At 32.9% G+C, this 942-nt stretch carries 2 protein-coding genes; both read left to right on the top strand.

What is annotated here, in order from left to right; all coding sequences use genetic code 11:
* The first annotated feature begins 126 nt into the window (after nucleotides 1-126).
* Nucleotides 127-471 (top strand): hypothetical protein, encoded by a 345-nt coding sequence (locus R2Q78_RS21840; protein ID WP_316794740.1) that lies wholly within the window; start codon nucleotides 127-129, stop codon nucleotides 469-471.
* A gap of 3 nt (nucleotides 472-474) precedes the next feature.
* On the top strand, nucleotides 475-846 hold the full coding sequence (locus tag R2Q78_RS21845; RefSeq protein ID WP_316794741.1) for a hypothetical protein: 372 nt from the start codon (nucleotides 475-477) through the stop codon (nucleotides 844-846).
* Nucleotides 847-942: the final 96 nt, after the last annotated feature.

Here is a 942-nt window from a genome sequence, read left to right on the forward strand (position 1 = left end):
CTTAGAAGCTTTATTTACTTTTTGCTAAATAAAGGCTGACACTCGGTTTGTGCTTACAAGAAGAAAGAGGAGATTATTAAATATTTTGTTAATTTGTGAGAACGTGTATATAGTATTCAAATCGAAATGGAGAAGTTAAAAATTGCATTCACATTGTTATCCATTACAATTGCAATTGGATTCGGCTTGTATTGGATGTCTGTCAATGCTGAAAAAGAAAAGATTGAGACATCAAAACTGATAAAGCAAGGTTTCGGAGAATCTAAAGGCATCATTACAAGTATTAAATATTATAAAGGTCACAGTCTAACAGTAAAGTACATGCTTAATGATAAGGAATATAAATATTCCGGCGGCTGGGATCATAATCCAAAAAAATTAGATGTCGAAGATTCAATTAGCTTCAAGTACTCAATAAAAAGGCCCGATGTCCTTATCACCGAGTTGGAGAATGAATATAATGACTACTGAGTTATGACCGACAATGAATTTTTCATGGAGTTAATCGACTCGTTTCCAATCATAAAGCCAGATATTGAATTGGAAGATATTGATATGATTCACATGCGCATGGAGATATTTGCTAGTTATACAAATAAGTTGATAGAAGAAGATGATATTCAGGAAGTAACTCGATGTTTTAATTTTCTGGAATTGAGAACTGATAGTATGAGCGACGAGCTGATTAATGCATTAAATGTTTCATATTGCGAAGCATTACTACTTGGGGAAAATGCATACAATATGGAATCAATAGTCAAAATAATGCCTACAAAGCTCTCAGTTATATATTTAGGCTACAAAAGGTATTATGAATGGCTAACCCACCGTGGTTCCAATTGCTAATGACACCTAATGATCGACTCAAATTATAACGGGCAATATAACTTTTTTGGCTTTACCTTTATAAAAGCTTAAGAACCCAATGATAAGATTAAAACC

The organism is Pedobacter frigoris (assembly GCF_032678645.1).
In the GTDB taxonomy this organism is placed as follows: Bacteria; Bacteroidota; Bacteroidia; order Sphingobacteriales; family Sphingobacteriaceae; genus Pedobacter; species Pedobacter frigoris_A.

Coding starts and splice junctions, on each gene's coding strand:
- R2Q78_RS21840 (WP_316794740.1), top strand. CDS start 127: ATGGAGAAGTTAAAAATTGCATTCACATTGTTATCCATTACAATTGCA.
- R2Q78_RS21845 (WP_316794741.1), top strand. CDS start 475: ATGACCGACAATGAATTTTTCATGGAGTTAATCGACTCGTTTCCAATC.